We start from the raw sequence: 25,298 nt of genomic DNA, 5'->3' as shown, positions 1-25,298 counted from the left end.
AATTTTGTCAGCACACACCCTTTATTTCTCACGCAGAGATAAAGGGATACTCTATACAGGAATAATCACACTAAAAATATATCGCATGCTCGGCTTAATAAAAGATGGCACAAGTTTAAGCATGATGCGTGATAATCAAGGATGAAAATAATGACCGTACGCAATGATTGGACTCGAGAAGAAATTCAGCAGTTATATGAACAACCTTTTCTGGATTTAGTCTTTGAAGCACAGCGTGTGCATCGCCAACATTTTGCTGCCAATACCGTACAAGTCAGTACCTTATTGTCGATTAAAACAGGCAAATGCCCTGAGGACTGCAAATATTGCTCGCAATCTGCGCATTATGATTCACAGCTTGAAGCTGAAAAACGTATTGCAGTTGATAAAGTCATTCAGGAAGCCAAAGAAGCATTAGCCTCAGGCTCTTCACGTTTTTGTATGGGCGCTGCTTGGCGTAATCCGCATGAACGCGATATGCCCTATGTTCTGGAAATGGTGCGTGAAGTCAAAGCTCTGGGCTTAGAAACTTGCATGACTTTAGGGATGTTAAACCAATCGCAGGCAGAACGCTTAAAAGATGCAGGCTTAGATTATTACAACCATAACCTAGACACATCGCGTGAGTATTATCCTAATGTGATTAGTACCCGCTGTTTTGATGATCGCTTAAACACTTTGGATATTGTGCGTCAAACAGGTATGAAAGTATGTAGTGGCGGTATTGTCGGTTTAGGTGAAGATACCCAAGACCGTATTGGTTTATTACATGAATTAGCGACTTTACCGTTACATCCTGAATCTGTGCCGATCAATATGTTAGTTCCGATTGAAGGTACACCATTGGCTGAAGTAGAAAAACTGGATGTGATTGAGTGGATTCGTACCATTGCAGTTGCACGTATTATCATGCCAAACAGCTATATTCGTTTATCTGCAGGGCGTGAATCATTATCTGATTCAGATCAGGCGTTGGCATTTATGGCAGGTGCGAACTCGTTATTCTCAGGTGAAAAGCTTTTGACCACACCAAACGCAGGCGAAGGCAAAGACAAACAATTGTTCCAAAAATTAGGCTTAGTGCCTGAACGTGCCAAGCCAACCGTTTCGGAATTGTCGGTAGATGCAATGGCTGTGGCTTAAGCAGATCTTGAAAAAGACTCAGATATTTAATGTCAGTAAATTAAAGAAGAATCATGTGATATGGCAAAAGATTTTCACAGTGCAACTGTGGTTGCAGGCTATGACAGTCATATTCGGAAACTCATTCCCGGATATGAATTGGTACATCAACACATCAATGCAATTTTAAGTAGTCATTTGCCCGAAACAGCACAAGTTTTAGTGGTGGGGTGTGGCACAGGCTATGAGTTGCAGTATTTACTGCAGCAACATCCACAGTGGCAATTTACGGCCATCGACCCATCTTTAAGCATGTTACAGCAGGCAGAAAAAAACATTCAGTCTGTGGCAGGGCATGAGCGAGTACGTTTTATACAGGCAGATACCCACCAATTTGCCCAACAAGCGCAGGTTGAAAATTTGCAGTTTGATGCGGCATTGGCGATTTTGGTGGCGCATTTTGTGCCAGTCGCAGAAAAAACATTATTTTTTCAAGATATTTACCAAACATTAAAACCTACAGCGATTTTATTAAGCTATGATCTGATGCAGCAGACTGAAAATATAGAACTGCGCTGGATGCAGAATTTGGCTTTGGATTGTGGTTTAACTACGACTCAAGCGGAAAAAATGCTTGCACGACTGGCCGATGATTTTCATTTAATTATGGCAGATGCGCAGGCAGCATTGCTTACTCAAGTGGGTTTTCGTCAGTGTAAAACATATTGTCAACTTATGAATTATTATGGTTTTTTTGCAGAGAAATAGTTGATAAATAACATTATTTAGTCAGTAATCTTTGTAGTAAAAGTATCCGCACAAGAAAAGTTAGATCAGGGAAAGAGAAAAAATGTCAGCATATTACACTTTACTCAAACGTGAACAACATGCCGATGGTGGCTGTACTGCGCACTATCGTTGCAACATTCATGCACAAGGCGCGTGGAATCCGCATGAACAACACATGGCACCTGCAACGGGTATTTTGTGTGCAGAACTTGAGCAATTTATGCCGCGTGATGATATGCGAATTGGTCGGGTCGGTTTAGATATTTTTGGCTTAATTGCCTTTGGTGAATTTAGTATCACCACCCGTATGATTCGACCGGGTAAAACCATTGAGCTGATTGAAGCGGAAATGTGTGCTGAAGGAAAAACCTGTATTGTGGCGCGTGCATGGAAAATGAAAACCTCAGATACACGCGCAATTGCAGGATTGGAAGATTTACCGATAGAAAACCCTGAATATTTGCCCGATTGGGATGGCATGCGTTGTTGGCCGGGCGGCTATATTCAAAGCATTGAAACCCGTGCGCATTTAGATCGTCGTGCAGGTAAGGGCATCGTTTGGTTAAGAAACCAATTGGATATGGTTGAAAATCAAAGCACATCTAGTTTTGTGCGTTTATTGGGGATGGTGGATACCGCCAATGGCGTAGTGCCACGTTTAGACCCGAATGCGGGTTGGGGTTTTCCAAATTTAGATTTGCAAATGCATTTACACCGTTTACCGCAAGGCGAATGGCTAGGCTTGGAAGTAACACAACAATATGGTGAAGATGGTATTGGCTTAACGAGTGCAGTTTTGCATGATACTCAAGGGCCATTTGGACGTAGTGAGCAGATTTTAACTTTGCGTCAATTCTAAATCTATTCGATATCAAACAAAAAACATCAGGACGAATTGCTTCGTCCTTTTTTTATTGGCATGCTGTGTGCAGATTATTTCATCTTATTTTATCTGAAAATATTATGCGAATTAGTTTGATTGGTGCAGGGCGCGTTGCACATCATTTGGCTCATGTTTTAAACGCACAGCATCAAATTGTGCAAATTTATAGCCGTAGTCTGGACAAGGCGCAGCATTTGGCTGCGCAGGTTGGCGCAGAAGCGATTGCTGAAGTAGAAAAACTTCATTCAGATCTAGATTTAGTGATTATTGCAGTGAGTGATCAGGGCATTGCACAGGTGATTCAGGAAGTTCATCGTGATTTAAATCATGTGTTGATTGTGCATACCTCAGGCAGTACTAAATTAGATGTATTGCAACAGCATCATGTACGTTCAGGGGTATTTTATCCCTTGCAAACCTTTAGTTTAGAGCGTGAAATTGATTGGTCAGAAACGCCTTTATTTATAGAAGCTGCATTTGCTGAAGATCAGCAGCTTTTAATGACTTTGGCAAATAGCCTAAGCAAAAGGGTTTATGCCTATACTTCAGCACAGCGTTTGAGTTTGCATTTGGCTGCGGTATTTGCCTGTAATTTTAGTAATTATTGTTATGACATGGCCAAGCAAGTGGTCGATGCTCAGAAAGTAGATTTCAGTCTGCTGTATCCTCTTATTTTGGAAACTGCGCATAAAGCGACCCAGAATGATCCGCGTCAAATGCAAACAGGGCCTGCTATGCGGGGTGATCACAATATTTTAAAAATGCATCAGGACTTATTGGTAGCAGGGCAGCAACATGCACTTGCCGAAGTTTATGCGCTAATGAGCCAACAGATTTTAACGCGGCATCAATCTTAGTCATTTGATGAGATAAAACGAGTTCAAATAAAAAATGCTTCCTTGTGGAAGCATTTTTTCTAGCAGAAATTAGTTAATTTTCTTGAAGATAAAATCATTAATCTTATGACCTGCTTCAATTCCGCGGCGTTCAAACTTGGTTTGTGGACGCCATTCAGGGCGAGGGTAGCTATTGCCTTTACCCGCCAAGTTTTCTAAACGTGGACGGTTGTCCAATACATCCAGCATCCATTCTGCATACGGTTCCCAGTCGGTTGCTGCATGGAACGTACCACCTAACACTAATTTTTGCTCTACCAATTCCATGCGTTCATGAGCAACAAAACGGCGTTTGAAGTGACGTTTTTTCTGCCATGGGTCTGGGAAATATAACTGCACCGTATCAATGCTATTGTCTGGCATTTCACGTAGCACTTGAATTGCATCGGCATCTAAGACACGTAAGTTGCTTAAACCTGCTGTACCTGCTTCATAAACGCACTGTGCAATCCCTGGAATATGGACTTCAATCCCGACAAAGTTACGTTCAGGATTGGCCTGCGCCATAAGTACCAAAGAACGCCCCATCCCAAAACCAATTTCTACTGTAAGCGGGCGTTCAGGGTGTTCAAAATGTTGACGTAAATCGCCAACAGGATATTCCAAAATTAAGTCGCCGTATTGTTCCAAGGCGCTACGTTGTGACGTATTCAATGGTGAAGAACGGCGCATGAACGTTACAATTTCACGATGCTCGTTGAGGTTGTCCAGCTCGACAACGTGCTGGTCTAATTGATCGTTCGACATAATTTTGGCAAATCTAATAAATTCGAATGCGGTATTTTAAGTCCTGAGCCATTGAAGTCAAATTTTTTCGCTGTTTTTCGCAGCGCCGTGCAAGATTGCGATACATCTGCATCTTTTGAGCATAAAAAATGCCGAATCATTAAGATTTAGCATTCAGGGTCTTCGTCGGTACTTTAACTTTTCTCAGTAATTACGGATTGGTACTGTATTGATCAATTAAGGTGTGACTGGCCTCATTTAATCCAATAATATGCACTTTAATTTGTTGCGCTTTAAATTTGTTCACCACGCTATTCAGCATATTTACAGAGGTAATATCCCAAATATGTGCATGCGTTAAGTCGATGGTGACATTGCTAATATCTTCTGAAAAATCAAAAAACTGATAAAACTTTTCCGAACTACTAAAGAAAATTTGCCCAGAAATCACATATTGGCGAGTATGTTCGCCCAATAAAAATGAGCCGACTTTAACTTCACTTTCCAGTTTATTCACCAAAAATAGAGCAGAAAGCAGTACGCCAACAAAAACACCCAAAGCAAGGTTGTGGGTAGCTAACACCACAATCACCACAGCTAACATAACAATATTGCTTTGTTTAGGATGCTTTTTAAAGTTACGGATGGAATCCCAGTTAAAAGTCGTGAAAGACACCATAATCATAATTGCGACCAGTGCTGCCATAGGAATATATGCCAACCAATCTTTGAGAAACACCACCAAGCACAGCAAAAATACGCCTGCAGTAAGTGTAGATAGACGTGTGCGCGCCCCAGAACTGACGTTGATAATAGATTGCCCAATCATGGCACAGCCTGCCATTCCACCCATAAAACCACTTACTATATTGGCATAGCCTTGACCACGACATTCCTGATGTCGGTCACCTTCTGTGCCTGTGGCTTCATTTACAATTGTGGTGGTCATCATGGTTTCTAATAAACCCACCGTAGCTAAAGTGATGGCATAAGGAAAAATAATTGATAAAGTTTCAAAATTGAGCGGAATCTCAGGCACTAAAAATATAGGTAAGGTATCTGGAAATTGTCCCAAATCATTTACGGTTCGCATATCTGTACCAAGCAATAATGCAACAACACTTAGCACAATAATGCAGACCAAAGGAGAGGGGATGCTTTTACCAATTTTAGGGATATACGGAAACAGATACACGACCGCTAAACCCAAACCTACAAATAAATAGCCTAAGCTATCCATTTGTGATAATTCAGGCAGTTGTGCCACAAAAATTAAAATTGCCAGCGCATTTACAAAGCCATATACCACCGACTGTGATACAAAACGCATGAGTTTAGCGACTTTGAAGTAACCTGCGATTACCTGAATAATGCCTGTGAGTACTGTCGCAGCCAGTAAATATTGCAGGCCGTGCTCTTTTACCAAGGTAATCATCAGCAATGCCATTGCCCCTGTTGCTGCAGAAATCATGGCAGTACGACCACCTAAGAAAGCAATCGTAACCGCAATACAAAATGAGGCATATAAACCGACTTGCGGGTCGACACCTGCAATTGCAGAAAAAGCAATTGATTCAGGAATCAGCGCCAAGCCAACCACTAATCCTGCCAATACATCGGTACGGATATTGGAAAACCATTCTTCTTTTTTCAGGCTAATCACAATCTAAATTTCATGAAACTTTAAAGGGCTGTATGTTAAAACATCTTTAGATAAAAAGCAGGTTAAACAGACTTGAAAAAGACTTTCATTTGCAGGATAGTCAAAGCGTAAGAACTTTTAAAACATTTATGCTTTTTTGCAATTTATAGGTTCAATCACTTGCAAGTTGATGCCAAGCGATTTACAACAGAGATAGTTATATAACAAGGATCAAATATGAAGCTTTATTATTCACCTGGTGCAAGCTCTTTGGCAGCCCATATTATTTTAAATGAAGTCAATGTCGATTTTGATATAGAACGTGTGGATTTAAAAACCCATAAAACAGAAAAGGGTGCCGATTATTATGAAATTAACCCTAAAGGTTATGTACCTGCTTTAGAAATTAACCCAGGTTTAATTTTGACGGAAAACGTAGCGCTATTGCCATTTTTAGCGCAGCAAGACCCTAAACAGGATTTAATTCCACCATCTGGTTTAGGTCGTGCTAAAGTTTTGGAATGGTTGGGTTATTTAAACTCTGAATTACATGACGCTTACGCAGTATTTTTTGGCGCGCCTTTAGATGCAGAAGCCAAAGAAAAAGCCTATGCAGAAATTGATCGCTTGTTGACTTATATTGATCAAGCGATTGCATCATCAGACCATGAATATTTGGTGGATGATAACTTTGGTCCAGCCGATGCGTATTTGTTTGTTATCACTAATTGGTCAAACTATATTGAGCATGATTTAACTCCGTATAGCCATGTGGTTGAAATCCGTAATAAAGTTGCTGCGCGTCAGTCGGTACAAATTGCTATGCGTGATGAAGGCTTGATTCCTTAATCGGCTTTTACTTGCCAGAATCAGATAATAAAAAAGACGTTGAGTTAATACTTAACGTCTTTTTATTTGAGTTGTCGGACTTGGAAAAGACCCTAATGATTATTTAAAGAAATAACCCGTTTCAGGTGAGCTGGCATTCGCCATACGCTTACGTGGCATACGTCCTGCCAAATAAGCTTCACGTCCTGCTTCTACTGCTTTACGCATCGCAGATGCCATTAGCACTGGGTTTTGTGCTGCTGCAATTGCAGTATTCATCAGCACACCATCGCAACCTAATTCCATTGCAATCGCAGCATCACTGGCAGTACCCACACCTGCATCTACCAATACAGGTACTTTGGCATTTTCTTTAATAATTGAAATGGTATGCGGGTTAAGAATACCTAAGCCCGAACCAATTAAACTACCCAACGGCATAATTGCCACGCAGCCCATACTTTCCAATTCTTGTGCCACAATCGGGTCATCTGAAGTATAGACCATGATCTCAAAACCATCGTCAATTAGCGTGCGCGCAGCTTTTAAAGTTTCGGTGATATTTGGGTAGAGGGTTTTTTCATCGCCCAAAACTTCTAGTTTGACGAGGTTGTGACCATCTAGCAATTCACGCGCCAACATGCAGGTGCGCACGGCACTGTTGGCATCAAAACAGCCTGCTGTATTTGGCAAAATGGTGTATTTTTCTGGTGGAATTACGGAAAGTAAGTTTGGCTGATCTGGATGTTGCCCAATGTTTACACGACGAATGGCAACCGTAACAATTTCTGCGCCACTGGCTTGAATCGCCAAATCTGTTTCGGTTAAATCTTTGTATTTGCCCGTACCCACCAATAAACGTGAATTAAAGGTACGTGAACCGATTTTAAAGGTATCTTGCATGGGTGCTCCGAGTTTAGCCGCCACCAACGGCATGAATAATTTCAATGCGGTCTTGATCGCAAATAGGGGTTTCGGCAAGTTTGCTTTTGGCAATAATTTTTTCGTTTTGCTCCACAGCAAAACGTTTGCCTTCTAAATCTAATGCCTGAATCAGTTGTAACAGGGTCGTGTGAGTGGTCTGTTGTGTTTCGCCATTCAGATAAATTTGCATGACCGAGAATCCATCTTCAAAATTACAAAATATAATTGAGCTTTATTTGGCATATTTCATGGCTTGCCACGCTAAGCTTAGCCAGCCTGCAATCATGAGTGCTCCACCAATTGGGGTAATCATGCCCAAGCCACGGGCTAAATCCAATGCCATGATATACAGTGAACCGCAGAAAAATAAAATACCCAGTTGAATCAGAATAAAACTGGCTTTAATAGGAAGTTGTGGAATTACTTTGGCCAATATGCCCAATGCTAAAAGTCCAAGGGCATGATAGAAAAAATAATCTGTTGCAGTTTGCCACCAAAGCAATTGCGCTTCAGTTGCACGGGCCTTTAAGCCATGTGCACCAAATGCACCGAGCATGACTGCTATAGCTAAATTCAGGGCAGAAATTGCAATCCACATACGCAAATTGACCTATTTAATTTTGCGCTTAACCTTAGCACATTTTTAGGGGCGGGAAAATCTGAGATTTGCCTGCCTGTATGTAGCTGTACCAATTAAAGACAATAAAAAAGGGCAGTTTGCCCAATTTTATTTTTCGATGTGTCTGCATCAATTTGGAGAATGTCAGTTTAGTTTGATGACATCGCCACTTTAATTTTTTCCATGGCATTTTTTTCGAGCTGACGAATACGTTCTGCCGAAACATTATATTCTGCTGCCAATTCATGCAGGGTCGATTTATCATCATCTAACCAGCGACGCTGCAAAATGTTACGTGAACGATCATCCAACTGCTCCATGGCTTCATGTAGGGCAGAAGTGCTTTGTTCTTCGTAGTCTTCGTTTTCGACCAAACGTGCAGGGTCGTAACGGTTATCTTCCAAATACAATGCAGGTGCAACATAAGTTGAACCTTCATCGTCATCATCGCCCTGTGCTTCAAAAGCTGCGTCATAAGCGGTTAAACGACCTTCCATTTCCAAGACTTGTTCTGCAGTTACATTTAAGTCATTGGCAATAGATTGTGCTTCTTCAAGCGTCAGTTTTTTGCTAGATTTTTTGAGGCTACGCAAATTAAAGAACAATTTACGCTGCGCCTTGGTGGTGGCAATTTTAACAATACGCCAGTTACGAATCACATATTCGTGAATTTCAGCTTTAATCCAGTGCACGGCAAATGACACCAAACGCACGCCCATATTCGGGTCAAAGCGTTTCACGGCTTTCATTAAGCCCAAGTTGCCTTCCTGAATTAAATCGCCCTGCGGTAAACCATAGCCCGCATAACTTCGTGCAATATGCACCACAAAACGTAAATGCGACATGACCAACATTTTGGCCGCGTCTAAATCTTGATCGTAATAATAACGCTCGGCTAACTCTTTTTCTTGTTCAGCCGTTAAAATAGGAATTTGGTTAACAGTACTAATATAAGCCCCGAGGTTTACCCCTGGTGCAGATAATGACAGGGGCATCAACTGATTGCTGCTGTCACTCATGAGATCTCCTTATAGGATTAGGTAGGTAAAATAACCGATGTCTTTATCTTAATGCCAATATTCTACTTAAATAAGTAAAATTGGTGTAGATATGTAAATCTTTATAGCAATAAGCGGCGAATATTAAGTCATTAAAACAAATGAACAATCCAACAGATACGCTTATTACGATGCTTTTGGCTTGGCAACATCAATCACATAATGAAACTCTGTTGCCGAAATCTGACTTGCTTCACAGCTATATTGATGTAACTGACAATAACGCGCCACATCTTGCTGGCTATGCGGATCAGATGACTTCAATAAAAACCGTGCAGAATCTGATTGTTTAAGGGCACGTTTTAGCATCAATAAAGGCATAGGACAAGGTTGTCCCATGGCATCAATCACTATGATAGGTTGTTCAGCATCACACAGCATTGAAGTAAAAATTCGCCTTAAAAAACAGAATGATCATACTAGCAAATTCGCTCACAAATCCCAAATAAATTTCATCTGAAGCATCCAGACTATTCATTGCGCGGCTTACTGCGCATAAGGGCAAGAGAATTGGCTTATTTTGTGAGATATTTGCAATAAAATTTATAGATCAAAATTGTGCTAAGTCACTTAACAGAAATAAAAATTTTCCATTTGTTCAAATCGTTTCAAACTGAACAAGATAAATCAAAAAAAATCTATTAATTGTCATAAACCCGTGTTAAGCTCGATGCGTATTTAGGATTTTAGATAGACAATCGTTGTTTGTCGCCCTATTACAAATGGATGTAACCGGGATTTTGTTAATAGTTATACAGAATGATTACAAGCTTAGAAATAAAAATATTTTTAAACTTTGTTTGCTCTGCTGTTTGCAACACCGGGTGGTCCTTCTTTTTAATCAATGAGGATTAACTTATGACAGCTCGTGAACAAGGCGTAGTTAAATGGTTCAACGACACTAAAGGCTTTGGCTTTATCCAACGCAATGGCGGCGACGATGTATTCGTTCACTTCCGTGCGATCCAAGGTGACGGCCACCGTTCACTTCGTGACGGCCAACGTGTTGAATTCAGCGTAGTAAAAGGCCAAAAAGGCTTCCAAGCTGAAGAAGTACAGCCACTAGACTAATCACTCGATTATTCTAAAAAAACGCTCCAATCCTGATTGGGGCGTTTTTTATTTGTATTTCTGTTTATAATAGGTCAGTTTTTTGTCTGTATAAGTTCGAGCACATATTTATGTCATCTGGTTTTGAAACCTTAAATTTACATCCGCAATTGAAACAGGCTATTGATGCTTTGGGTTTCAAGGAAATGACGCCAATTCAGCAAAAGGTTTTAAAATTTACTTTGGCTGGACATGATGCCATTGGTCGTGCGCAAACAGGTACAGGAAAAACTGCTGCCTTTTTAATTAGTGTGATCAACGATTTATTGAATAACCCAATTCAAGGGCAGCGTTATCGTGGTGAACCACGTGCATTGGTTTTAGCGCCTACGCGTGAATTGGCTTTGCAAATCGAAAGTGATGCAAAAGACTTAACCAAATTTACCGACTTAAATGTGGTGACTTTGTTGGGTGGTGTAGATTTTGATAAGCAAAAGTCACAACTCAATAAAAACTTTGTCGATATTATTGTTGCGACACCAGGGCGCTTGATTGATTTTGTAGAACAAAAAGAAGTTTGGCTAGATCAGATTGAGTTTTTAGTGATTGATGAAGCAGACCGCTTGCTGGATATGGGCTTTATTCCATCGGTAAAACGTATTGTGCGTTATTCACCGCGTAAGGAACAGCGTCAGACGTTAATGTTCTCGGCAACTTTTAGTTATGATGTGTTGAACTTGGCTCAACAGTGGTTATTTGAACCTGTTACAGTCGAAATTGAACCTGAAAAGAAAACCAATGCCGATGTTGAGCAACGGGTATATATGGTTGCCAAAACCGATAAATACAAATTGCTTGAAGAAATTTTACGTGATGAGCCGATTGAAAAAGTCATGATTTTTGCCAATCGGCGTGATCAGGTGCGTAAGCTTTATGATCATTTAAAGCGTGATGGCTATAAAGTGGTGATGTTGTCAGGTGAAATTGCCCAAGACAAACGCTTAAAAATGCTGGATCAGTTTAAAAATGGCAAACATAACATCATGATTGCAACAGACGTTGCAGGGCGTGGTATTCATGTCGATGGTGTTTCGCATGTGGTGAATTTCACTTTGCCTGAACAGTCAGATGATTATGTGCACCGTATTGGTCGTACAGGTCGTGCAGGTACACGTGGTGTGAGTATTAGCTTCTTGTCGGAAGATGATGCGTTCTATTTACCAGAAATTGAAAAAGCCATTGGTCAAAAATTGCCATTAACACGTTTAGATGGTTATTGCTAATTACTCATTTAAGCTATTTTTTAGTTTAAATCCTGCTGTTCTTAGTTTAAAAGTCGCTCTCAGTGGAGCGACTTTTTTGTATTTGCTTCTTATGTCGTGCTGTAATAATTTACTTTGCCTGACATCTAAAGGTCAGCACAGTTTGATAATCATCATCACGGGCAATATCAGTATTACGTCCCGCAATTGTACCTAAAACAGTTGCTGCCGCCTGAATCATTTGTCCCGTTTGCTCATCGACTACACCTTTGAGTGCGCCGTTATAAGATGTTTTTTCATCAACCAAGACTGGAGCGGCACGAGTACCACAGGTTTTATTGGCAGCTGTAATTGCATTATTTTTGGCAATAATATTACTTTTACCTAAGCCTGTGACTTCATATAGGTTGTTTTCTTTTTGAATGGCAAGAGAATTATTTGGCGTGGTGGCACATGCGGTTAAAAGTGCAAAAACGGCAAGGCTAGAAAAGGCGACTATTTTTTTCATATCTACCTCGGGGCTAAAACGCTGTAGCGCGTATTGTTTGTTGATGATATTTCAATTCAAATGTGTAGAGATTGAAAATAACAATTTGATCTAGTTGAACATAATCTGGATGGTTTTAGATGTAGACACTGTATAGGCTGTGTTGATAATTCGTCATTCATTTATACACATCAAACCCAATCCATAATGTATTTTCATGCTCTTAAACTATAGATGAATGCGTCAAAGCATCATTGTTTAGATGTGCTGAGCAGGTTCATCTTAAAAGTGCAGACATATAGACCCTAATCAGAATCTTGCAAATAAGCATACGGAAATAGCGCAATTTTTTGAGTTTATGCTAATCTTAACCGAGCTTTTTGAAATAGTTATATAAGTCAATGACGGATACAGCGGTAGAAATCGTTCATCAAAATATTCATCAACGTCAGTCTACGGGGCAGTTAGTTGAACCTGCACCAAATACTGAGCAGCTAGAAATGGCTTTTCAGGCAGCTTTAACCGCGCCAGATCATCATCGTTTAAAACCTACGCGCTTTGTGGTGATTACTGCCGAGCAACGTGCAGCATTTGGTGAGTTACTTTCTCAAGCCTTGGCAGACATGGGCGAAACCGATGCGGTTCAGTTGGAGCGAGTGAAACAGCATCCATTTCGTGCGCCACTTTTAGTGTTGGCGTTAACACAATTTCAGGATCATCCAAAAGTGCCATGTTTTGAGCAGACTTTAAGTACAGGTGCTGCGGTACAGAACTTTTTATTGTCTTTGCAGGCGCAGGGTTTTGCCAGTATGTGGCGCAGTGGTGCAGTCGTTGAGTCAAACTTGCTGAAACAAGCTTTAAACTTAAATGCAGATGATTTAATTTCAGGCATTATTTATGTGGGAACAGCAGCCAAAGCCATTCCTGCCCGCACTGAGTTGAATACGCAAGCTTATGTTCGTTATTGGAACGCATAAGTCTTTATTTTTAGGATATAACAATAATGTCAGAGTTAAATTTTGCCGATTTGGTTGAACCTGTTGCAATAGATCGAAAAACTGCGTTACGCATTACAGTGCTAGGTGGTGGCAGTTTTGGTACAGCAATGGCCAATACAGCAGTGCGTAATGGCTGCGACACGATGATTTGGATTCGTGATGAAGCGACTGCCAAAGAAATTAATGAAACGCATATTAATCGACGTTATTTGCCAGATTTTCAGTTGGAGCAGGGTTTAAGAGCCGTTTCAGATTTGGAAACTGCAGTTCGTGACCGTGACATTATTTTAGTGGCTATTCCAAGTCATTCTTTCCGTGATGTGTTGCGCCAAATTAAACCTTTTATTAGCGCACAAGCAGTGGTGTCTTTAACCAAGGGTATTGAAGCCAAAACCTTTAGTTTTATGAGCGATATTATCCGTGAAGAATTGCCAGAAGTGCCGTATGGTGTATTGTCTGGCCCGAACCTTGCCAAAGAAATTGTGGCGGGGCAGCCTGCAGGTACGGTCATTGCCAGTCATTCTGAATTGGTGCGTTATGCAGTGCAGCAAGCTTTACACAGTGCATTATTCCGTGTTTTTGCCAGCGATGATGTGAATGGTGTGGAATTAGGCGGTGCGCTAAAAAATATTTATGCTGTGGCAATGGGCATGGCAGCCGCTTATAACGTGGGTGAAAATACTAAGAGTATGATTTTAACCCGCGCTTTGGCAGAAATGAGTCGTTTTGCGGTTAAGCTTGGTGCAAATCCATTGACCTTCTTAGGGTTGTCTGGTGTCGGTGACTTATTTGCAACGTGTAGCAGTCCATTGAGTCGTAACTATCAAGTGGGTTATGCATTGGGCAAAGGCAAAACTTTGGAACAAGCCACAGAAGAATTGGGGCAAACAGCCGAAGGGATTAATACCATCGTGCAAGTGCGGGCGCGCTCGAATGAATTAGATGTGTATATGCCAATCACTTGTGCGCTTTATGAAGTGATTTTTGAAGGTGCGCCGCCTATGAATATTGCACTGTCTTTAATGAAAAATGGACATCGCAGTGATGTGGAATTTGTCTTGCCGCATCATCAAGTTTAGTTTTACATCCATAAAACTGCGCCACAGTAGGTAAAAACTTGCGTGGAATATGACAGTTTGGTGAACTGAATTGTCATATTCTCAGGTTATACTGAGCGCATAATTTGAGTTAAATTGACACAACTTAATGTGTATCATCCTATAAGGAAATTCTATGCAACTGACTCTTGTTCGTCATGGTGAAGCCGCTCCTGCGATTATGGGCAATGATCATCAGCGTCCATTGACTGAGCGTGGTCATATACAAGCACAAGAAACGGCAGATTATTTAAAAAATATCATTCAGCCCGATGTGTTTGTAGTCAGTCCTTTACTGCGTGCACAAGAAACTTTGGTACATTTGCAGCAATATTTTAAAGATGTGCCTGTGGTGGTCTGCAATACCATTAAACCTGAAGATGATGCAAAAGTTGCTGTGGAATGGTTGTCACAATTGCCGTATGAGTCAATTGCAGTGGTGTGTCACATGAATGTAGTGGCGCACATGGCAGAGATTTTGACTTCAGAATCATTCCATCCCTATCATTTGGCAGAAGCACGGATTTATGAGCAGGCAGTAATTGCTGCGGGGCTTTCAACCCAAATCAAAAGTTTTATTCCAAACGCATAAAATAAATGTATAAAGTTAAATATAATTCAACGGTAGAACGATAATAATGCTGTATTTATGGATGCCAGAAGCCAATGGGGTTTGGCAATGGTCAAATGGGGAATACTGGACAGAGGCAGATAGTCTTGATGCCTTGATTCAGGCATTGCAGGCTTTTCAAGGAAAAGATGCTGTGGTGTTTTTCCCAAGCCGTGATGTGCAAATCATGCAACAAACTTTGCCTAAAGCTCAATATAAACAATTGGGTACCGATGGCGTGAAGTATTTATTAGAAGAATATACCGTATTGCCAATTGATGCGATGCAGGTGGTTCATCATTTTCAGCCACCTGAGCAAATAACCGTGCTGGGAGTTGCCAAGCATAGTATTGAAACCTATTTGCATGTATTCAGTTTGTTGCCAGTTAAAATCAGTGCATTGTTACCTGATTTTTTAATTTTGCCGCAACCTGAACCAGGGCAAACGGTGATTGGAAATATTTGCGGACGCTTGTTGGTACGTGAAAGTGAATTTTTAGGTTATTCAGTTGATGATCTGGCACTTTATCTAGATTATCAAACTGCAGAACGAAACTATAAAATCACCAACTTTAGTGCAGAACAAATGCAAAGTATTGAAGCATTTGCAACACAAGAACAATTAGAAAGCTTTCATTATGTAGTACCTGCATTAGTGAAAGCCAAACAGCATCCATTCAACATGCTGCCAAAATCCAAGCAAGACACGGGTGTTTCAGGTTATTGGAAAGCCTGTGCAGCAGTATTTCTTGGGATTTTAATTGTACAGTTTAGCTATGATGCACTGCGTTGGAGCAAACTTAAAAAAGTAGCAGATCAAACAGCGGTTCAAGCCATAGAACAATATCAATATTGGTTTGGTGCAAATAGTCGTATTACCGAACAAAATATTCAAAGCCAGTTTGAAAGTCAGGTACGCATGAGTAAAAATGCAGATACTCAAGCGCTGCAATTGCTCAGTCGTGTTGGCCCTGTGTTGATGCAAAATCAAATTGTGGCTAATCGTGTGAGTTTTGATGCCAATATGTTGAACATGGAATTGAATGCCAACTCGGCAGCGACCTTGCAAGCGCTCACTCAGCAATTGAATCAGCAGGGTTTTAAGGTCGAGCTGGGTAATATTCAGCCGAGCGCGTCAGGTGCAGTAGGATTGGTGAAAATACAATAATGAAAGCCATGGAAAAAATGTCGACTTGGTTCGATCAACGTATTGAACTGGTGCAAGATTATTTAGATCGTTTAAATACACGTGAGCGTGTTTTGGTGGTGTTTACCACAATCTTTGTGATCGTTGCTGCGGTGGGTTCTGCATTGTGGTATATGCATGCCGCAGCCGAAAAACAGCAAAAACGGGTGAATGATCTTAAAGATTTGGTGGTGGTGATGCAAAGTCATGCAGTCACAATGAAACCTGCCAATGATGCACAACTCAGTGCAGCCGATAAAATTCAGCGTGTGGCTCAGCAACAGGGTTTATCGGTTGCTTCGCAGCAAAGTGGTGACAAGATGCTACTGGTGGCGAGTCATGCCAATTATGCTGTGTTGGCAAATTTTTTAACCCAATTGGCGCAAATGGGTTTAAGTATCGAAAAAATGGAATTAATTTCTGAAGCAGGGCAGATTAAATTAACAGCGACAGTCCAGTAAAGGTTAAAAATAAAGTCCGAAACTCGGAAAATAAACCCATGTCAAGCATAGCGTTTTGACTGGGCTAAGCCTATAATATGGCGACTTAGAAAGCAGTAGACTTTTGCAGATATGTTGTATTCTCTAGCCCGCCCGTTGTTATTTTCTTTAGCACCAGAGCGTGCACATGAGCTGACACTATCACTATTGAAATCGAGCCATAAAATGGGCTTGATGCGTCAAAAGACTGTAGCGAAACCTGTGACGTGTATGGGAATTGAATTCCCTAATCCAGTAGGTTTGGCAGCAGGTCTAGACAAAAATGGTGCGTATATTGATGCCTTGGCTGGTTTAGGCTTTGGGTTTATTGAAATTGGTACCATTACGCCACGTCCTCAAGCGGGCAATCCGCATCCACGTTTATTCCGTATTCCACAGGCCAAAGCCATTATTAACCGTATGGGTTTTAATAATGATGGGGTCGATCAGCTGATTGAAAACGTCAAAGCGGCAAAATTTAAAGGTATTTTAGGGATTAATATTGGTAAAAATGCCGATACGCCAGTTGAAAATGCAGTAGATGATTATCTGATTTGTTTAGAAAAAGTCTATAACTATGCCTCTTATATCACCGTAAACATTTCATCACCGAATACCAAAAACTTGCGCAGTTTGCAAAGTGGTGATGCGCTGACTGAGTTATTGCAAACCCTCAAACAGCGTCAGTTGGAGTTAGCCGAAGAACATCAACATTATGTGCCGTTGGTATTAAAAGTTGCTCCAGATCTAGACCCTGAAGATATTCAGTTTATTGCCAAACAATTATTGCAATTCAAAATTGATGGTCTGATTGTGACCAATACCACTTTGTCGCGCGAAGGTGTAGAAAACTTGCCGCATGGCGATGAAGCAGGTGGTTTATCGGGTGCGCCTGTGTTTGAAAAAAGTACTGCATGTTTGGCAGCATTTTCAGCAGCACTGAAAGGTGAAATTCCTTTAATTGGTGTAGGTGGCATTTTGTCGGGCGAACAAGCGGTTGCCAAAAAAAATGCAGGTGCAAGCTTGGTTCAGGTGTATAGTGGTTTAATCTATGCAGGTCCTGAGCTGGTTCAAGATTGTGTGAACGCCTTATAACTTATGAATACCATTGATATCGTTATTCTGATTCTCTTGCTTATTGGAGGGTTGAACGGTTTGCGACAAGGATTTATTAAAGCCTTTGCGAACTTGGTAGGATGGATTTTTGCCCTAATTGTTGCGGCAAAATATGCAGTTGTCCTAGCACCTTCGATGACAGCACTCAGTAGCGATCCTGTGGTACAAAAAATTGCAGCCTTTGCATTTATTGTCTTGGTGATTGTGGTACTGACCTGGATTGTAACCGCTGTTTTAAATGGTGTTTTAAAGAGCTTGAAACTTGGCCCATTAAATCGTTTGGCAGGCGGTGCATTTGGTACCTTGAAAGGCTTACTCATTGTCCTTATTACCATTCAAGGCATTGGTCCTTGGGTCGAAAGCTCGCCTTATTGGAAACAGTCTAAATTTGTGCAAACTTTATTGCCGTATGCACCGTGGGCAACAGAACTCTCCAAAGACGCTGCCAATGAGGCTTTACAGCACATCAAGTCGAAAGATGCCGCGTCATCTTCCGACATCGCATCTGACGCAAAAGAAAACCGCTCTGGCGCAGATGGCTCAACGAATAATCCTTTTTATTAATCCCTAGCTGGTCTGCGAGGTTGCTATGTGTGGAGTTGTTGGTATAGCTGGTAAATCACCTGTTAACCAAATGTTGTTTGATGCATTAACGATGTTACAACATCGTGGACAGGATGCAGCTGGGATCGTAACTTGCCACAATGGACGTTTGTTCTTGCGTAAAGATAACGGTATGGTGCGTGATGTATTCCATACGCGTCACATGCGTGCGTTGCAAGGTAATTATGGTATTGGGCACGTGCGTTATCCAACTGCAGGTTCATCTAGCAGTGCCGAAGCGCAGCCATTTTATGTGAACTCGCCGTACGGGATTACTTTGGCACACAATGGTAATTTGACCAATGCCGAAGAAATTCACGAAGATCTGTTTAAAACAGATTTACGTCACATGAACACCGATTCTGACTCAGAAGTGTTATTGAACGTATTTGCACATGAATTGCAAAAACGTGGCAAATTAAACCCAACTTCAGAAGATATTTTTCATGTGATCAGCCGTGTGCATGAGCGTTGTAAGGGTGCTTATGGCGTTGTTGCTATGATTACAGGTCAAGGCTTGGTTGGCTTCCGTGATCCAAATGGTATCCGTCCATTGATTTACGGTTCACGTGAAACTGAACAGGGCATGGAATATATTATTGCATCAGAATCTGTGGCAATTACTGCACTTGGCTTTAAAGTTGAACGTGATATTGCGCCGGGTGAAGCGATCTTTATTAATGACGCAGGTGAATTATTTACCCAGCAATGTGCCGCTAAACCTGAATATCGCCCATGTATTTTTGAGTATGTATATTTTGCTCGTCCAGATGCGACCATTGATGGTATTTCAGTGTATAAAGCGCGTTTGAAAATGGGTGAAAAACTGGCGCATAAAATTACCCAAGAGTGGGGCGAGCAACACGATATTGATGTCGTTATTCCAATTCCAGATACATCACGTACATCAGCTTTAGAATTGGCAAATACTTTAGGGGTTAAATTCCGTGAAGGTTTTATGAAAAACCGCTATATCGGACGTACCTTTATTATGCCAGGTCAGCAATTGCGTAAAAAATCAGTGCGCCAAAAACTGAACCCTGTAGAGCTTGAGTTTAAAGGCAAAAATGTACTGTTGGTGGATGACTCGATTGTCCGTGGTACGACCTGTAACGAAATTATTCAAATGGCACGTGATGCTGGGGCGAAAAAAGTATTCTTTGCTTCTGCAGCGCCAATGGTGAAATATCCAAACGTGTATGGTATTGATATGCCAGCCAAAGATGAATTAATCGCGTCTAACCGTAATGTCGAAGAAATTCGTGAAATTATTGGTGCAGACCGTTTAATTTTCCAAGATTTAGAAGATTTAAAACAAGCCGTTCGTACCCATAAAGTACCGCATTTAACTGAATTCGATTGTTCAGTATTTGATGGCGTGTATGTAGCTGGCGGAATTGACGAAGCTTATCTGAATGATCTTGAGCAAAAGCGCAACGACTTGGCTAAAAAAGGCAAAGATGGTTATATTGATGTCAATATTGATGCCGCGTCAGTAGACTTAACTGGTGTAAAAGAGAGTTAATTTTTTTCTGATCAGCTCAGTGAGAAAAGCGGGAAATTCCCGCTTTTTTCATTTATGATGGTGGCTCAAATACAATGTAATTCAGGATGTTTACATTGAGGTCTGTGAGTAGTTACTTGATTAAAAACAAAAATATGATTTGGTCTGCAATTTTATGTTTGGTTGCAGTCGCTTTGACCCTGTTTATCTTAAACACAGTTTTGGGTCTGTTGGTCTATTATGTCGATTCAAGCCAATCCATCTATTGGCACAGTCTAAGCCCATACTGGATTACGGTCTTGGTGCTGATTATGACGGTATCCGTCATTTTGGAATTTTACGTTTTTCGCTCAGGTGGTCATTCTTTGGCAAAACAATTGGGTGCGCGTCGTTTAACCCAGTTCGAAAGTACCCCAGAAGAAAGTACCGCACTTAAACTGACCGAACAATTGGCCGATACCTTTCAAATCCCAGCGCCTACTGTATATGTATTGCCCGATGAAATTGGGGTAAATGCCCTCACTGCAGGCTTTAGTCATAAAGATATTGTGATTATTTTGACTTGGGGTGCTTTGCAAAACTTGGATGAGCAAGAGCTTTATGGACTACTCAGCCATGAGTTTAACCATATTTTAAGTGGTGAAACCATTGATAATACCAAGCTTAAAATCCTCTACAGTAGCCTAACCACGTTTAGTAAGTGGGGCAGTAGCATCGCCAAACTTGGCTTTGGACAACATCGTGATGCACCGCCACATAAGTTAGCGACTTTTTTTGTTGCTGTAGGTGGTGGTATCTGGTTGTTTGGTAGCTTGGGCGTGTTGATTACCCGCTTAATTAAATATATTAGTCTAAGCGGACGTACCTTTAAAAATGATTTAAAAACCAAACGTTTGATTCAAAATAATGCCAATATTCAAACTTTGCTGCGAATTTATGTGCATCATGCAGGGTCGCAAATTCATAGTGAATATTCAGAATCTATTTCCCACATGTGCTTTGCTAACTCGCTCAGTCCGCAAAGCTGGATGAATATTCATCCAAGTATTGAAGCCCGTATTTTTGAGCTTGATCCAACCTTGGTGCAAGACTTACAACTCGAAAATTTGAAGCGTTTACGCAATCAGCCTTTGTTTAGCCTATTTCGCTCGTTAGAAGAAATGAATGCTGAATATTATGCGCCGTGGAGTTCACCACAACCTTTGCCTTTGCTGCGCTTATCGCCAATTAGCTTTGCAATTAATGATGCAATTAAGCCCCTCAAGCCTGAAATTCGTAATAACATGCCGCGCCCAGAGTTGATTCAGCGTGCCTTACAAACGGCAACGGGTTCGCGTGAGGTGATTGTTGCTATTTTAATGATTCGCCAATATCGTGAATTTATTCCTGCTGAAGCAGAAGTCAGCCGTGCAATTGTAGATGCTTTATTACATTTGGATGGGCGAGTACATATCTCGATTTTCCATGAAGCGTGTAAAAATATTGGTGGTATGCCGCTGAGTATCGCACGGCAGTTTCTAACCAAATTGGCAAAAATCATTCAGGAAGATGGCGAGATTGGTTTGTTGGATGCCTTGCTGCTTGAACGTATTAAGTTTGAATTGAACTTGCTGCCTTTACATACACCTGCAGCGTTACACGAAGTTAAACCGCAAATTGTACGTTTAATCGATGCTTTATTGCATGTGCAGCAAATTAATAGTGTTAATCAGTTAGATGTACGTGAACGTATTTTAGAACGTGTTTTAACTGCAGATGAATTGATTGATTATGAAGAAATTTCAGATGAACCGATTGATTTATCAGAAATTTTAAATGATATGGCAGGTTTGCTGCTGCGTGATCGACTGATGGTGTTAGGCATTGCTGAAATTTGTTTGTGGAATGACCGTATTATCACCCAAGATGAATTGGATGTTTTGGAGTTGCTCTATTGGCGTTTAGGTTTTAAAACCGAAGAAATTGTCGAGCAAATGCAAAAACAAAACAGTTTGATGATTGTGTGACACTGATTGACTAGGTGTGTTTAAAGCAAGTTTTCTGGATCATCTAAATAGGTCAGATTGGGTGAAAGAAAGCACAGCATTGTGCAGCCTTTCTAGGTAGAATAGGTGCTATCTTGCATGTTGTTCTGTGATAAATACGTGCAGCGAAAAATTAGATGGGTGATGATAAACATGATGGGGCATCAGCGTGACATTTTAGCCAGTTTGGGAATCGATATTTGGGTTTCCAGAATGGCTGTGTCTCAAACTTTGCCACAATCATCGGTTTGGCGCGACCAAGCTGCACCTGAAATACACAGCGAAATTATTGTTCCTGCTGCAGTACCTCAACAATTAAAACAACAACAGCCGATTATTCACGAAAAGCCTAAGCAAGAACCATCTCCGCAACATACGACAGTTGAAGCGGCCGCGCCAGAAGTTGTTCCTGAAGCGCGTGTCATGCTGCAAATTGAAGCATTTAGTATTGAAGCTTTGCAGTTGCCACATTGTGTCATTTTGGTAGAAAGCACTACCTTGAGTCAGGAACAGCAACAATTGTGGCGTAATATTCAACATGCGCTACAGGCCGAATATCACGTATTGCAATGGCCTTTTGCTTTAGAAGTATTACAAGACGGCATCGGGGTAGAAAATTATGTGCAAGGTTTTGTTGATGTCTTGAGCACAGATAAAAACATGCTGATTTTAGGTCAATTACCACATTTTAAATCTGAACAATGTTTGCATTTAGCCAGCTTGCAAGAGATGTTAGATCAACCGCTGTTGAAAAAAAGTCTGTGGGATGCGATACAAATCACATCGTTACAGCCTAAAGCCTAAGTCAATTCAGATATTTAAAACTCTCCATATACAAGCAATTGTAGACACGAAACAGGGATAATCATGCGTAAAAAAGTGGTAGTGTTTAGTCAAATTGATGCAGAAATTTTAAGTAAGCTAGAGCAAGATTATCAGGTGGTGCAGGTCAGCCCGAAGTTGGGTGACGTGAATCAACAGTTGCTTGAGCATGTGCAAGATGCGGATGGCATGATTGGTGCAGGGCGCTTGCTTAATCAAAGTAACTTATATACTGCGACTAAACTCAAAGTGATTTCGAGTGTAAGTGTCGGTTACGACAACTATGATGTAGATTATTTAACCCAACAAAAGATTAGTCTTTGCCATACACCGCATGTCTTGACTGAAACCACAGCAGATTTAGCCTTTACTTTATTGATGAGTGCAGCACGACAAGTGCCATATTTAGATCGGTGGACTAAACAAGGGCAATGGAAACGTACCGTGGGTGCAGCGCAGTTTGGACAGGATATTTATGGTAAAACCATTGGTATTGTAGGTTTGGGGCATATTGGTGCGGCTATCGCACGGCGTGCATTTCATGGTTTTAATATGAATGTGGTGTACCACAATCGTCGTGAAAAAATGGAAGTGGCGAAGGCATTTAATGCAGAATATTTAAGTCTGGATGAATTGCTGCAACAGTCTGATTTTGTGGTACTGGCAGTCGATTTAAATGCAGACTCTAAAGCCTTAATTGGTCAGTGTGAACTTGATTTAATGCAGTCACATGCAATTTTGGTCAATATTTCGCGTGGTTCAGTCATTGATGAGCAGGCACTTATTCAGACCTTACAAGCAGGCAAAATTTTTGCCGCAGCTTTGGATGTCTATGACAAAGAACCACTGCAAGAATCACCATTATTTGAGTTAGATAATGTCGTGACTTTGCCGCACATTGGTTCAGCAACTGCAGCAACTCGTCGACAAATGGCAAACTTAGCCTATAAAAATTTAGTTGATGCGCTGGAAGGACGTCGCCCGCAATATGTTGTTAATCCTGCTTGTTATACGTCTTAAAGTTAAAGATGATTTGGTAAAAATTGATAACACATCATTGCAAATGCGTTCATTTTTCAATGTTATAGTGAATCATTATGCAAAATATGTATTTGAGATCATCCATTGAAACATCTATTACTGATCTGCGGTTTGAGTTTTGCCAGTATTGCGACAACCCAAAGTGCCAATCTAACCACCACACCACAATTTAATGTGCCTGAAATAGGCAGTGGTGTGGGATTAATTGATCAGCAAAAAGAACGCAGTATTGGTGAAAAAGTCTATCGGGAAGTGCAGCGTAAAATGCCTGTCACGCAAAACCCGTGGCTGGAAGATCAATTAATCAATACGTTTTCGCATCTACTCAGCCAAACTCAATTGGGGCAACCCATTGGGCTACTCATTATCAATGATCCACAAATTAATGCTTTTGCTGTGCCGGGTGGTTTATTTGCGTTAAACACAGGTCTTATTAATTCTGCCCGTAATATGGATGAAGTTGCGGGCGTGATGGCGCATGAAATTGCGCATGTGTCGCAACGTCATTACAGTCGCTCTCAAGAGGCATTTAAAGGACAGGGTTTGTTGGCACTCGCTGGGGTTGTGGTTGGGGCATTGGTTGCCTCACAAGCCGATGGTGATGCAGGCGCAGCGGTGATGATAGGTTCTCAAGCCGCTTTAATGGATCAGCAATTGACTTATAGCCGTAATCAGGAGCGTGAAGCAGACCGCATTGGCATGCAATATATGTATAGCGCGGGCTACAATCCACAAAGTATGGCAGATTTTTTTGAGGTGATGCACCGTACTACGAGTCGAGTGAGCTTCTTACCTGACTTCTGGTTTACCCATCCCTTAACCACAGAGCGGATGAGTGAGGCGCGTTTACGTGCCAATCAATTGCCACCAGTGCCAACCTCGCTGCGTGATGAAGACTTTGAGATTTTAAAGTTATATAGTTTGGTGGTTTCGCAGCAGGCGACAGAACAGCAGCTTAAAGCATTTGCAACCCGTAACCATTTTGCGGCGAATTTGGCTTTGGCTTATTTTTATAGCCAGCAAGGCGATTTTGTTTTGGCGCAACAAAGTATAGATCAGGCCAAAAGTCACAATCGTTTACATAATTTATTGACACTTATTCAAACTGACATTTATTTAGGGCAAAATAAAATTGATTTAGCGCTCAAAACAATTGGTTCACCTGCGCGAATTATGCCTGAAAATCGTGCGCTGAATTATAAATGGGCCGAGGTTTTGATTCGTCAAAATCAAACTACGCAAGCAGAAAGTATTTTGAAGGATTTCTTGCAAAAAAATCCACGTGATTTATCGGCATGGAATTTAATGCAGCAAGCGGCAAATGTAGACCGAAGCTCTGCATTACGCACGGTAAATGTGTTACGGTATCGTGCAGAAGTACAGTATTGGTCAGGTTGGGAAGAAGAGGCAATTAAATCATTACTGCACGCGCAGCGTTTAGCCAAAGACAATCAGGCGATGTCGGCAAATATAAAAAACCGTGTGACTGAAATGCAAAGAGAACGACAGTTAAAAATATAAGTCGGGCGTAC

General features: G+C 41.1%; 27 protein-coding genes. 19 read left to right on the top strand and 8 right to left on the bottom strand.

The window, feature by feature from the left end:
* Positions 1-150: 150 nt before the first annotated feature.
* The 4 genes from bioB (at position 151) to HYG89_RS00375 (ending at position 3,651) form a co-directional block, all read left to right on the top strand.
* On the top strand, positions 151-1,143 hold the full coding sequence (bioB, locus tag HYG89_RS00390; RefSeq protein WP_004971522.1) for a biotin synthase BioB: 993 nt from the start codon (positions 151-153) through the stop codon (positions 1,141-1,143).
* A gap of 60 nt (positions 1,144-1,203) precedes the next feature.
* The gene (locus tag HYG89_RS00385) at positions 1,204-1,890 is read left to right on the top strand and encodes a class I SAM-dependent methyltransferase (protein WP_004971520.1); all 687 of its coding nucleotides are present in this window, start codon (positions 1,204-1,206) and stop codon (positions 1,888-1,890) included.
* An 82-nt stretch (positions 1,891-1,972) separates the two neighbouring features.
* Positions 1,973-2,770 (top strand): thioesterase family protein, encoded by a 798-nt coding sequence (locus tag HYG89_RS00380; RefSeq protein ID WP_104851802.1) that lies wholly within the window; start codon positions 1,973-1,975, stop codon positions 2,768-2,770.
* Between the two features lie 104 nt (positions 2,771-2,874).
* Positions 2,875-3,651 carry a Rossmann-like and DUF2520 domain-containing protein gene (locus HYG89_RS00375; RefSeq protein ID WP_096902536.1) on the top strand — a complete coding sequence of 259 codons (777 nt, stop codon included), beginning with the start codon at positions 2,875-2,877 and terminating at the stop codon, positions 3,649-3,651.
* A 69-nt stretch (positions 3,652-3,720) separates the two neighbouring features.
* On the opposite strand, the gene trmB is transcribed toward HYG89_RS00375, so the two are convergent.
* The gene (trmB, locus tag HYG89_RS00370; RefSeq protein ID WP_004971514.1) at positions 3,721-4,437 is read right to left on the bottom strand and encodes a tRNA (guanosine(46)-N7)-methyltransferase TrmB; all 717 of its coding nucleotides are present in this window, start codon (positions 4,435-4,437) and stop codon (positions 3,721-3,723) included.
* Positions 4,438-4,627: 190 nt separating this feature from the next.
* Entirely contained in the window at positions 4,628-6,079 is a 1,452-nt protein-coding gene (locus HYG89_RS00365) for a SulP family inorganic anion transporter (protein WP_178865542.1), read from the bottom strand.
* A gap of 216 nt (positions 6,080-6,295) precedes the next feature.
* Between HYG89_RS00365 and HYG89_RS00360 the strand changes: the two genes are divergently transcribed.
* On the top strand, positions 6,296-6,907 hold the full coding sequence (locus tag HYG89_RS00360) for a glutathione binding-like protein (protein WP_178865540.1): 612 nt from the start codon (positions 6,296-6,298) through the stop codon (positions 6,905-6,907).
* A gap of 99 nt (positions 6,908-7,006) precedes the next feature.
* Here the strand turns inward: HYG89_RS00360 and HYG89_RS00355 are convergent, their stop codons facing one another.
* The 5 genes from HYG89_RS00355 to HYG89_RS00335 all read right to left on the bottom strand — a co-directional run bounded on the left by HYG89_RS00355 (position 7,007) and on the right by HYG89_RS00335 (position 9,868).
* Positions 7,007-7,789: a thiazole synthase gene (locus HYG89_RS00355; RefSeq protein ID WP_004971502.1), complete on the bottom strand. Its 783-nt coding sequence runs from the start codon at positions 7,787-7,789 to the stop codon at positions 7,007-7,009.
* 13 nt (positions 7,790-7,802) lie between these two features.
* Complete coding sequence (gene thiS, locus HYG89_RS00350) at positions 7,803-8,000, bottom strand: sulfur carrier protein ThiS (protein ID WP_178865538.1); 198 nt, start codon at positions 7,998-8,000, stop codon at positions 7,803-7,805.
* Between the two features lie 42 nt (positions 8,001-8,042).
* The gene (locus HYG89_RS00345) at positions 8,043-8,408 is read right to left on the bottom strand and encodes a DUF423 domain-containing protein (protein WP_131261341.1); all 366 of its coding nucleotides are present in this window, start codon (positions 8,406-8,408) and stop codon (positions 8,043-8,045) included.
* A gap of 170 nt (positions 8,409-8,578) precedes the next feature.
* On the bottom strand, positions 8,579-9,448 hold the full coding sequence (rpoH, locus tag HYG89_RS00340) for an RNA polymerase sigma factor RpoH (protein ID WP_004971496.1): 870 nt from the start codon (positions 9,446-9,448) through the stop codon (positions 8,579-8,581).
* Between the two features lie 165 nt (positions 9,449-9,613).
* The gene (locus HYG89_RS00335) at positions 9,614-9,868 is read right to left on the bottom strand and encodes a sulfurtransferase TusA family protein (RefSeq protein WP_096902533.1); all 255 of its coding nucleotides are present in this window, start codon (positions 9,866-9,868) and stop codon (positions 9,614-9,616) included.
* A gap of 477 nt (positions 9,869-10,345) precedes the next feature.
* On the opposite strand from HYG89_RS00335, the gene HYG89_RS00330 reads away from it, so the two are divergent.
* Together HYG89_RS00330 and rhlB are read left to right on the top strand one after the other, a co-directional pair.
* Positions 10,346-10,558 (top strand): cold-shock protein, encoded by a 213-nt coding sequence (locus HYG89_RS00330; protein ID WP_004648643.1) that lies wholly within the window; start codon positions 10,346-10,348, stop codon positions 10,556-10,558.
* 110 nt (positions 10,559-10,668) lie between these two features.
* Positions 10,669-11,820, top strand: a complete 1,152-nt coding sequence (rhlB, locus tag HYG89_RS00325) for an ATP-dependent RNA helicase RhlB (RefSeq protein ID WP_004971493.1) — start codon at positions 10,669-10,671, stop codon at positions 11,818-11,820.
* A gap of 109 nt (positions 11,821-11,929) precedes the next feature.
* Here the strand turns inward: rhlB and HYG89_RS00320 are convergent, their stop codons facing one another.
* On the bottom strand, positions 11,930-12,307 hold the full coding sequence (locus HYG89_RS00320; protein ID WP_004971490.1) for a hypothetical protein: 378 nt from the start codon (positions 12,305-12,307) through the stop codon (positions 11,930-11,932).
* A 380-nt stretch (positions 12,308-12,687) separates the two neighbouring features.
* Here HYG89_RS00320 and HYG89_RS00315 point away from each other — a divergent pair, with 380 nt between their 5' ends.
* From HYG89_RS00315 to HYG89_RS00260, 12 genes are all read left to right on the top strand, one after another.
* Positions 12,688-13,263: a nitroreductase gene (locus HYG89_RS00315; RefSeq protein WP_104851808.1), complete on the top strand. Its 576-nt coding sequence runs from the start codon at positions 12,688-12,690 to the stop codon at positions 13,261-13,263.
* Positions 13,264-13,289: 26 nt separating this feature from the next.
* Positions 13,290-14,363 carry an NAD(P)H-dependent glycerol-3-phosphate dehydrogenase gene (locus HYG89_RS00310; RefSeq protein ID WP_004971486.1) on the top strand — a complete coding sequence of 358 codons (1,074 nt, stop codon included), beginning with the start codon at positions 13,290-13,292 and terminating at the stop codon, positions 14,361-14,363.
* A gap of 154 nt (positions 14,364-14,517) precedes the next feature.
* Positions 14,518-14,973: a histidine phosphatase family protein gene (locus HYG89_RS00305; protein ID WP_178865536.1), complete on the top strand. Its 456-nt coding sequence runs from the start codon at positions 14,518-14,520 to the stop codon at positions 14,971-14,973.
* Between the two features lie 46 nt (positions 14,974-15,019).
* Positions 15,020-16,159: a type II secretion system protein GspL gene (gspL, locus tag HYG89_RS00300; RefSeq protein ID WP_178865534.1), complete on the top strand. Its 1,140-nt coding sequence runs from the start codon at positions 15,020-15,022 to the stop codon at positions 16,157-16,159.
* Positions 16,159-16,638 (top strand): type II secretion system protein GspM, encoded by a 480-nt coding sequence (gspM, locus tag HYG89_RS00295; protein ID WP_178865531.1) that lies wholly within the window; start codon positions 16,159-16,161, stop codon positions 16,636-16,638. Before gspL ends, gspM begins: the two co-directional genes overlap by 1 nt.
* Positions 16,639-16,749: 111 nt before the next feature.
* Positions 16,750-17,751, top strand: coding sequence for a quinone-dependent dihydroorotate dehydrogenase (locus tag HYG89_RS00290; RefSeq protein ID WP_004971477.1), 1,002 nt, complete (start codon positions 16,750-16,752; stop codon positions 17,749-17,751).
* A gap of 3 nt (positions 17,752-17,754) precedes the next feature.
* Positions 17,755-18,336, top strand: coding sequence for a CvpA family protein (locus HYG89_RS00285; RefSeq protein ID WP_178865528.1), 582 nt, complete (start codon positions 17,755-17,757; stop codon positions 18,334-18,336).
* Between the two features lie 25 nt (positions 18,337-18,361).
* Complete coding sequence (gene purF, locus HYG89_RS00280) at positions 18,362-19,900, top strand: amidophosphoribosyltransferase (protein ID WP_096902526.1); 1,539 nt, start codon at positions 18,362-18,364, stop codon at positions 19,898-19,900.
* Positions 19,901-19,995: 95 nt separating this feature from the next.
* Positions 19,996-21,885, top strand: coding sequence for a M48 family metalloprotease (locus HYG89_RS00275; protein ID WP_004971472.1), 1,890 nt, complete (start codon positions 19,996-19,998; stop codon positions 21,883-21,885).
* A gap of 171 nt (positions 21,886-22,056) precedes the next feature.
* Positions 22,057-22,707 carry a hypothetical protein gene (locus HYG89_RS00270; RefSeq protein ID WP_004971470.1) on the top strand — a complete coding sequence of 217 codons (651 nt, stop codon included), beginning with the start codon at positions 22,057-22,059 and terminating at the stop codon, positions 22,705-22,707.
* A 63-nt stretch (positions 22,708-22,770) separates the two neighbouring features.
* The gene (locus tag HYG89_RS00265) at positions 22,771-23,745 is read left to right on the top strand and encodes a D-glycerate dehydrogenase (RefSeq protein ID WP_178865526.1); all 975 of its coding nucleotides are present in this window, start codon (positions 22,771-22,773) and stop codon (positions 23,743-23,745) included.
* A 105-nt stretch (positions 23,746-23,850) separates the two neighbouring features.
* Complete coding sequence (locus tag HYG89_RS00260; protein ID WP_178865523.1) at positions 23,851-25,287, top strand: M48 family metalloprotease; 1,437 nt, start codon at positions 23,851-23,853, stop codon at positions 25,285-25,287.
* The last annotated feature ends 11 nt before the right edge of the window (positions 25,288-25,298 follow it).

Origin of the sequence: Acinetobacter sp. SwsAc5 (assembly GCF_013391485.1) — a bacterium.
Taxonomy (GTDB): domain Bacteria; phylum Pseudomonadota; class Gammaproteobacteria; order Pseudomonadales; family Moraxellaceae; genus Acinetobacter; species Acinetobacter towneri.
This window is presented reverse-complemented; position numbering and strand designations above follow the sequence as displayed.

Excerpts from the sequence above, each read along its gene's own strand:
- HYG89_RS00315 (WP_104851808.1), top strand. The coding sequence starts at position 12,688 with ATGACGGATACAGCGGTAGAAATCGTTCATCAAAATATTCATCAACGT.
- HYG89_RS00380 (WP_104851802.1), top strand. The coding sequence starts at position 1,973 with ATGTCAGCATATTACACTTTACTCAAACGTGAACAACATGCCGATGGT.
- HYG89_RS00375 (WP_096902536.1), top strand. The coding sequence starts at position 2,875 with ATGCGAATTAGTTTGATTGGTGCAGGGCGCGTTGCACATCATTTGGCT.
- gspL (WP_178865534.1), top strand. The coding sequence starts at position 15,020 with ATGCTGTATTTATGGATGCCAGAAGCCAATGGGGTTTGGCAATGGTCA.
- HYG89_RS00355 (WP_004971502.1), bottom strand. The coding sequence starts at position 7,789 with ATGCAAGATACCTTTAAAATCGGTTCACGTACCTTTAATTCACGTTTA.
- HYG89_RS00265 (WP_178865526.1), top strand. The coding sequence starts at position 22,771 with ATGCGTAAAAAAGTGGTAGTGTTTAGTCAAATTGATGCAGAAATTTTA.
- gspM (WP_178865531.1), top strand. The coding sequence starts at position 16,159 with ATGAAAGCCATGGAAAAAATGTCGACTTGGTTCGATCAACGTATTGAA.
- HYG89_RS00335 (WP_096902533.1), bottom strand. The coding sequence starts at position 9,868 with ATGCTGTGTGATGCTGAACAACCTATCATAGTGATTGATGCCATGGGA.
- HYG89_RS00320 (WP_004971490.1), bottom strand. The coding sequence starts at position 12,307 with ATGAAAAAAATAGTCGCCTTTTCTAGCCTTGCCGTTTTTGCACTTTTA.
- HYG89_RS00285 (WP_178865528.1), top strand. The coding sequence starts at position 17,755 with ATGAATACCATTGATATCGTTATTCTGATTCTCTTGCTTATTGGAGGG.
- HYG89_RS00360 (WP_178865540.1), top strand. The coding sequence starts at position 6,296 with ATGAAGCTTTATTATTCACCTGGTGCAAGCTCTTTGGCAGCCCATATT.
- bioB (WP_004971522.1), top strand. The coding sequence starts at position 151 with ATGACCGTACGCAATGATTGGACTCGAGAAGAAATTCAGCAGTTATAT.
- rhlB (WP_004971493.1), top strand. The coding sequence starts at position 10,669 with ATGTCATCTGGTTTTGAAACCTTAAATTTACATCCGCAATTGAAACAG.
- HYG89_RS00330 (WP_004648643.1), top strand. The coding sequence starts at position 10,346 with ATGACAGCTCGTGAACAAGGCGTAGTTAAATGGTTCAACGACACTAAA.
- thiS (WP_178865538.1), bottom strand. The coding sequence starts at position 8,000 with ATGCAAATTTATCTGAATGGCGAAACACAACAGACCACTCACACGACC.
- rpoH (WP_004971496.1), bottom strand. The coding sequence starts at position 9,448 with ATGAGTGACAGCAGCAATCAGTTGATGCCCCTGTCATTATCTGCACCA.
- HYG89_RS00345 (WP_131261341.1), bottom strand. The coding sequence starts at position 8,408 with ATGTGGATTGCAATTTCTGCCCTGAATTTAGCTATAGCAGTCATGCTC.
- HYG89_RS00290 (WP_004971477.1), top strand. The coding sequence starts at position 16,750 with ATGTTGTATTCTCTAGCCCGCCCGTTGTTATTTTCTTTAGCACCAGAG.
- HYG89_RS00270 (WP_004971470.1), top strand. The coding sequence starts at position 22,057 with ATGATGGGGCATCAGCGTGACATTTTAGCCAGTTTGGGAATCGATATT.
- HYG89_RS00305 (WP_178865536.1), top strand. The coding sequence starts at position 14,518 with ATGCAACTGACTCTTGTTCGTCATGGTGAAGCCGCTCCTGCGATTATG.
- trmB (WP_004971514.1), bottom strand. The coding sequence starts at position 4,437 with ATGTCGAACGATCAATTAGACCAGCACGTTGTCGAGCTGGACAACCTC.
- HYG89_RS00385 (WP_004971520.1), top strand. The coding sequence starts at position 1,204 with ATGGCAAAAGATTTTCACAGTGCAACTGTGGTTGCAGGCTATGACAGT.
- purF (WP_096902526.1), top strand. The coding sequence starts at position 18,362 with ATGTGTGGAGTTGTTGGTATAGCTGGTAAATCACCTGTTAACCAAATG.
- HYG89_RS00310 (WP_004971486.1), top strand. The coding sequence starts at position 13,290 with ATGTCAGAGTTAAATTTTGCCGATTTGGTTGAACCTGTTGCAATAGAT.